Source organism: Cytophagia bacterium CHB2 (assembly GCA_030263535.1).
Lineage (GTDB): Bacteria > Zhuqueibacterota > Zhuqueibacteria > Zhuqueibacterales > Zhuqueibacteraceae > Coneutiohabitans.
The window spans coordinates 1-7,017 of sequence record SZPB01000343.1; the positions used below are offsets into that span (position 1 = coordinate 1).

Genomic DNA, 7,017 nt, shown 5'->3' on the forward strand with positions numbered 1-7,017 from the left:
AATCGAATCTTGCAAACTTTGCCCAACTTGCTCCGGACTGCTTGCAGACATCACCGCATGCAACTTGACGGGTGTTTGCGGCGCTTGCGCTAGCGTGTATTGAAAAAAACCGGACGGATCCACCCAGACCACCATCGAATCCGGAGAGCGTTCGTCATGAATGAAAACGCGCGAGGTCGGATCGGCCATGCCGAAAACAACGACGCGGCCGTCATCGTCAAGCAACGCGCCCAAGAACTGAGGCGGCAGCGGCTGCGCCGGTTTATAGTAAATGATTTGTGGCGAAGAAAGCTCATTGGTTGACAAATAGGTTTGGCGCGCCGGATCCCACAAATACGCAGTGATTTCGTTTGCCCCACGCCGGAGTTTGACGTCATAAAAATTGAGCCTGCCGTCGTAGCTGAAATCCGCGCCGGCGGCAATCCCGTTAATGATGAGATTGACGGGTTTGTTGGGCGGCGCAAAGCCGCGCAGCGCGAGGCGAGCTTGTCCCACTTGAAACGAAGGCTTGGGATAAATTTGGGGATCAACCGGCTCGGTGGGGGACGCTGGAGTAATCCACACGGTGGGATTGGGATAGCTTTGCCGCAACCGCGCGCTCAAATCCTGGAAATAAACCCAAACGCTTTGATGTGTGACCAGCAGGCAGAACAGGGCAACGGCAGCTTCGAAAATGCGCCACAAGCCTTTTCGCCGTTGGCGAATAAAAGTGCGTACCAAACGCTTTTTCGGGCGGCCAGTCATGTGAAAAAAATGAGTCGTTGCTTTTAGAATTCAAAATGTGCGAACCGCAGAGGCAAGCTCGCGTACGCCAATAGAAAAGATTCAACTCTCAACGACAGCTTTTGGCTTATCGGCAAAATGCCGGTTATACTGAAACTGATGGCGCGTCACTCTCTCACCGCGCTTGCAGCGCCTTGCGAGAGCCGGTGATACAACTCTTGCAGCGCGGCCGGCGCTTCTTTGCCCGGTGTTATGCCGTTCCAAGACATGATCGCAGTATCTTTGCCGCTGATTACCCACAGACTCGTTGTCATGTTACCGGTTTCGCGATGGCGCACCTGGCGCCAATCGTGCGCGGCCAGCAGTTGCCGCAATGAGTCAAGGCTGGCGGCAGGCACCCTGCCGAGCGGTTGAATTCTATCGCGGCGAAAATAGGGACCCGACCATTTCTCGATGGCGCCATTGCTGTGTAAAATGTAACCCTCGGCAAATCCCGTAAAACCGCCGCCGCTGCCCCAGATAATGGTGAATTCGCGTGGAGCCGGCTGCGGTGATTCGCTGCAGGCCGACAGGCCCAAAAAGATTTGCAGCAATAAGCAAAGCGAAAACTTGAGCATTGTCTCTAAGCTAAGTTCGATTCAAAAGCTTGTTGCGAAATATAACACAACGAATATTCGATTCCAAGATGTGGTTTTGTTCCAAAACAAAAAATCTCTAACACGGAAGCTTGCTTCCGCATTAGAGACTCAGTAGACGCGAAAACGAATCTAATCAAATTCGCATGCTTGCCCCGAGCACGCGCAAATCCTACTTCACCAGCATGAGCTGCCGCATCTGCGTGATCTCACCATTGACCTGCATGCGGTAGAAATATGCGCCGCTTGCCAAACGTCCGGCACTGAACATAACTTCATGATTGCCAGCTTGACGCATGTCATCGACCAGCGTCGCCACTTCGGCGCCCGCGAGGCTGTAGACTTTGATCGTGACATGCACAGCTTCGGGCAAGCTGTAGCGAATCGTCGTGCTGGGGTTGAAGGGATTGGGATAATTTTGATGCAAAACGAATTGCTTCGGCATCTCTGCCAATTCATCGCCGTCACTGCCCTCCTTGCGCAGGCCTTTGCTGATTTCATAGACGGTGGTCGAGCCGCTCACTTCATTCGCCACCACGAGCAATGGTTTGCGGCACGGGCTGTCTTTCTCATCGATAAAAAGCAAACCTTCCACCCCCAGATCTCCACCGCGATTCGGCCCGGGCGTCTGCGAGAAATCACGATTATTGAAGTATTGTTCAAACGTCACACAAGAGGGGTTGCTGATATCAAATACCATGATCCCGCCGATGCGTTCCAAGCCGATAAATGCATAGGTACGGCCGTATACTTTGCCAATGGCGACACCCTCCGGTTCCGGGCCCTTGTCATCGCTGCGATTATCGAAGGTGTTATTCGTGTTGCTGGCGTTAAAATTTTCCGGAAAAGCCGCGGCTGTGATTTGTTCGAGCGCGTCGCCGCTGTCATAAACCAGACGGCCATCAGACGTCCAGATCGAGAACGAGCGTCCACCGAACGAATAAAGCACGTCAAAATCGCCGTCGTTGTCCGTATCACCGCGCGTTTTGGTAACGGTTAAGCGTCCGAGATTGGCGTTATCTTTAAACGTCGCGGCTTGGGGAAATGCGTCGGGATCGAGCGCAAGGCTGCCCACACGCACGGCTTCTTCAAATGTATCATATTCGCGTACATCGCCTTCATTGGCCGTCACGAGAAAAGTCTTGCCCCGGACTTTATATGAAGCGATGGCATCCGGCAGATACATGCCTTTTACCGGCCAGTTGGAGATGTTGATCTTATTATCGCGGTCGCTTGCATCAAGGCCATTGCCAGCGACGCTGTGATCTTTAAAACCCAGGCCGTTCAACTCCACGACTTTTGCGCGCTTGATGTCGATATAAGCGATCGCATTGTTTTCCTGCAACGTCACCCAGGCGTATTTCGAGTTGGAGGACACCGCGATGTATTCCGGTTCGAGGTCTTGCGCCACGGAGGCATTCGGCCCAAAAATCCGAATACTCGGATCGAGCGCAGCGTTGTTGAAGGCTCGAAAATTCACGGTACGCACATCTCGTTGCCTTATTTCGTCCGCGTCATCGGAAACGTCGATAATGCTGATCGAACCTTCCGGATCGATCGAGTAATCGCTATTCGGCTCGCCCTCGTTCGCGACCAATAACCAACGGCCGTCGGGCGTAAAGGTAAGCATATCCGGCAGCGCACCGACCGTCACCTGGCTCTGAAACTTGCCTTTGGTGTTGAAGAAAACGACTTTGCCCGGCTCCGTCTTCACGGCGTTTTCGACCGCAACAGCCACAACGCCATCATGAACGGCGACACTATTGACCACCGTGCCGTAGGGCGACATGTCGAGAGGGTCTAGCTCAACCAGGGCGTTCGGATTTCTGAGATCGAATACGTCGACGCGCTGTGCTTGCGCATTGACGACAAATAGGCGACGGCGATCCGGATCATATGCCGTAATTTCAGAGGCGCTGCCGTCATAAATGCCGGTGTTGTGCGTCGCAATCGGATTGAGTTGAATACTCTGGCCGAACGCAACGTTACCGGCCAATGCCAGCGTCGTGAGCGCTGCCTTTAAACCACGAAACCCGAATACTGATGAAGCCTGTAAAGCCTGGCGAGAAATTCTCATAGCCTGCTCCTGTTGCGAATGGCATGATGTTGTAAAGCGCGGATTTGATTCGTGAGGTGATTCAAAGTGTGAAACAGAATTGTGGCGCGCCCTCACTTTTTGCAAGGCTTAAATACGAATTGCATGATAAGGAAAAATGACCATTGCATTAAGTCTGGGTGAAGCTTGGGCGGGAAAAAGCCCTTGCGTTTCATCGCATCATTTTTAAATTAAGCGGGTAAAGTCTTGGCGGTGTAGCTCAGTCGGTAGAGCAGCGGAATCATAATCCGTAGGTCGGGGGTTCAAGTCCCTCCGCCGCTACTTCTTGCATGATCCCGACGGTTCCTACGAGAAAAGTCGGGATTATTTTTTAGGAGCCGTTTCTCAAGCCTATGCCCGGAAGTACCCCCCATGCCAAAGCGGGCCAGCGAAAATTTCGTAGAGATTTTTCGGCGTCATTGTGAAAAGGATCACCTGATCGCGCGCGGCGACCGGTTATTGCTCGCGGTCTCGGGCGGAGTCGATTCGCGCGTGCTGTTGGATTTATTTGCCGCGCTGCAAGCGGAGTGGGAATTGTCGTTGGTGGTCGGGCATGTGCATCATCACTTGCGCGGGGCGGAAGCGGAGGCGGATGCCGCATTCGTGGAAAAGCTCGCCCATGATTATCGCTTGGAATTTTTGATGCAAAAAATCGAGGTGCGTGAGTATGCCGCCGCGCATCACCTCTCTCTGGAAGCAGCCGGCCGCAAGCTGCGCTATCGTGCGCTGAATGATATGCGGCGAGAAGCCGATTGCAATGCAATTGTAACGGCGCATACCGGCGACGATCAAGCGGAGACCATTCTGGCGCATCTCATGCGCGGCAGCGGCCTCTCTGGTTTGGGCGGAATGCCGGCGAAACGCGTGTTCAGCCAGGGGCCGGCCGTGATTCTGCGGCCGTTGTTGCCGTTCTCGCGCCGGCAAATTTTGACATATGCGACACAACAGAATTTGTCCTGGCGTGAAGATGTCAGCAACACCGACGTTTCCCTCCGGCGCAACCGCATCCGGCACGAATTGTTACCCTTATTAAAAACACGTTTCAATCCCGGCATTGTGCGCAGCTTGCAACGCCTGGCCAAAATTTCTGCGGAAATCGATCATTTGTTGCAGCAGCAAGCGGAGGAAGCGTTAAAAACTCTTATGCTTGTGCAAACGCCCGCGAAAATAGTCCTTGATCTTCAACAATTTTGGAAGTATTTTCGCCCGATTCAAGCATATGTGGTTCGCCGAGTGATGCAACAGGTCACGTCGTCCCGCTGTAACTTGACGTTTCAAGAAACCGATCGCATTCTTTCCATGCTCGCGCCGGCGCACGGCCATCATCGCACGCAGCGTTACCTCTGGCGGCAGATGGTCGAAATCGCTGTCGCGCAAACCGAGGTTGCCTTCAGTCGCCTCCGTCCTGCGTTACCCACGCGTGTGCTCACCATCGGAAAGCGTTGCCCGGTTCCGGAAGCGGGGATTGCCATTACTGTCGTGCGCCGAGAGCAACCACCGAATTGGCGCGACAGCGTAACCGCCAATTCCCAATGGGCAGATGCCCACGCCGTGCGCGGCCATCTGCGCGTACGCTTTCCGCTGCCCGGCGACCGCTTTCAGCCGCTGGGCATGACGGGCTTCAAAAAACTCTCGGATTTTTTGATTGATTTGAAAGTGCCGTGGCACGGGCGCAAGCACATTCCGCTGCTCGAATGCGATAACGGCATTATCTGGGTCTGCGGCTACCGGCTCGACGAACGCTTCAAAATCAAACCCACAACGAAGGAAGCGTTGCACATGCAGATCGAGTTGTTGTGATGGCGCCCGCGCGGGCCGCAAACCATGACAAGTGATGCTCGGAGGGACAGGCGTGTCAGATCAAACCGCGCGCTTTCATCAAGGCCAATACCCGGTTTTGTTGACAGCGCAGGCGATTCAAACCAGAATACGTGAGTTGGGCCAACAGCTTTCCGCAGATTATGCCGGGAAATGTCCGGTGTTTATCGGCGTGCTCAACGGCAGCTTCATGTTCATGTCAGATTTGATGAAGGAGATTACGATCGATTGCGAAGTCGATTTCATCAAAATCTCCAGCTATGGCGAAGCGATGAAAACCTCCGGCGTCGTTAAAGTGAAGAAGGACATCGACTGCCACATCGAAGGCCGCCACACGGTGATCGTGGAAGACATCATTGACTCCGGCCTCTCGGTGACGTATCTTAACAACAAATTGCGGGAAATGAAACCCGCCTCGTTGAAATTCGTTTCATTGCTGGTCAAAGACGGCGGCAAGCAGGTTGATTATCATTGTGATTATGTCGGTTTTCACATACCGACCCGTTTCGTGGTCGGCTTCGGATTGGATTACGCTCAAAAATTTCGCAACCTTCCGGCAGTCTATATGATGGACTGAAGGTCGCGGTTTTATTTTTATGGTGATGTTGGTTCATTCACTTGACGAGTATCATTGAGGAATCTCACCAGGTTCGCGGCAAGTGAGCCGGCGCAGGCCGGCAGGTTTCAAGTGCACGATCAGGTTTATTTGTATTTCCGGACCGGGCAGCGCTGTCCGAGGTTGCGCCGGCGCCGCGAGTACATCTCCCGGCCTCGGGCCGGGCGAGGAAACCGGACGTGCTTCTGAACGCCGTTAGCGAAACTTTACCTTGTACCATTAAACTTTGCGATCCTAATGAACAGCAACAGCAAAAAGAAAAACAATTCGACCAATTCTCCGAAACGCAAACGGCCGCAGACGCCGCAGCGTCGCGATGACAATAATAACAACTTCCAATGGGCGCGCGCCTCGCGCACCTTGACCTTTTGGCTGGCGATTCTATTGCTCGCGATTTGGATTACCCTGAGTTGGGAACGGCAGGAGCCGGAAGAGAAACAGGTCAGTTTCAGCCAGTTCATTGAACTGCTGGACGGCCAAAAGCTGCAAAAAGTCGTTGTGCGCGGCGATGAAATTGAAGGCCGCCTGACGACTGCGCAACAGCTTGCCGCGAACGACCCCAAGGCTTATCAGGATATCAAAGTTTTCATGCCCAAGGAAATTTCGTTCGAGACGATCAACGGCTGGATTTCAAAGTACAACCTCGAAGTCGACGTGCGGCCCAAAACGGTCGAATGGTGGAACTACTTTCTGAATTTGTTGCCCTGGGTCTTGGTAGCATTTTTCTGGCTTTTCCTCCTGCGGCGCATGCAAGGCGCAGGCACCAAAAGCATTTTCACCTTTGGCCGCTCGCGCGCGCGCCTCGCCAGCAATAATCGCCCGAAAGTCACCTTTGACGATGTTGCCGGCGCCGACGAAGCGAAGCAAGAGTTGCGCGAGATCATCGAATTCTTGCGCGACCCGGAAAAATTTCAACGCCTGGGCGGCAAAATTCCGAAAGGCGCGTTGTTGCTCGGCCCGCCGGGAACCGGCAAAACGCTGCTCGCCAAAGCCGTTGCCGGCGAGGCGGGGGTGCCGTTTTTCAGCATGTCGGGCGCGGATTTCGTTGAGATGTTTGTCGGCGTGGGCGCTTCGCGTGTGCGTGATTTGTTCGAACAGGGCCAGCGCAATGCGCCCTGCATCATTTTTAT

General features: G+C 53.8%; 6 protein-coding genes and 1 tRNA gene. 4 read left to right on the forward strand and 3 right to left on the reverse strand.

Translation table 11 applies throughout. The annotated features are described in order from the left end of the window. The 3 genes from FBQ85_24085 to FBQ85_24095 form a co-directional block, all read right to left on the reverse strand. A partial coding sequence (locus tag FBQ85_24085) for a hypothetical protein (GenBank protein ID MDL1878213.1) occupies window positions 1-744 on the reverse strand: 744 nt, incomplete at its 3' end. A gap of 146 nt (window positions 745-890) precedes the next feature. Continuing rightward, window positions 891-1,340, reverse strand: coding sequence for a hypothetical protein (locus FBQ85_24090; protein MDL1878214.1), 450 nt, complete (start codon window positions 1,338-1,340; stop codon window positions 891-893). Between the two features lie 190 nt (window positions 1,341-1,530). Next, a complete protein-coding gene (locus tag FBQ85_24095) occupies window positions 1,531-3,435 on the reverse strand; it encodes a T9SS type A sorting domain-containing protein (protein ID MDL1878215.1) in 1,905 nt (634 codons plus the stop codon). A 227-nt stretch (window positions 3,436-3,662) separates the two neighbouring features. Here FBQ85_24095 and FBQ85_24100 point away from each other — a divergent pair. From FBQ85_24100 to FBQ85_24115, 4 genes are all read left to right on the forward strand, one after another. After that, a tRNA-Met gene (locus FBQ85_24100) sits at window positions 3,663-3,735 on the forward strand. A gap of 90 nt (window positions 3,736-3,825) precedes the next feature. Beyond that, window positions 3,826-5,253 (forward strand): tRNA lysidine(34) synthetase TilS, encoded by a 1,428-nt coding sequence (gene tilS / locus FBQ85_24105; GenBank protein ID MDL1878216.1) that lies wholly within the window; start codon window positions 3,826-3,828, stop codon window positions 5,251-5,253. 34 nt (window positions 5,254-5,287) lie between these two features. Beyond that, complete coding sequence (hpt, locus tag FBQ85_24110) at window positions 5,288-5,848, forward strand: hypoxanthine phosphoribosyltransferase (protein MDL1878217.1); 561 nt, start codon at window positions 5,288-5,290, stop codon at window positions 5,846-5,848. 276 nt (window positions 5,849-6,124) lie between these two features. Beyond that, window positions 6,125-7,017, forward strand: an 893-nt coding sequence (locus FBQ85_24115) for an AAA family ATPase (GenBank protein ID MDL1878218.1), incomplete at its 3' end; no start/stop codon positions are given.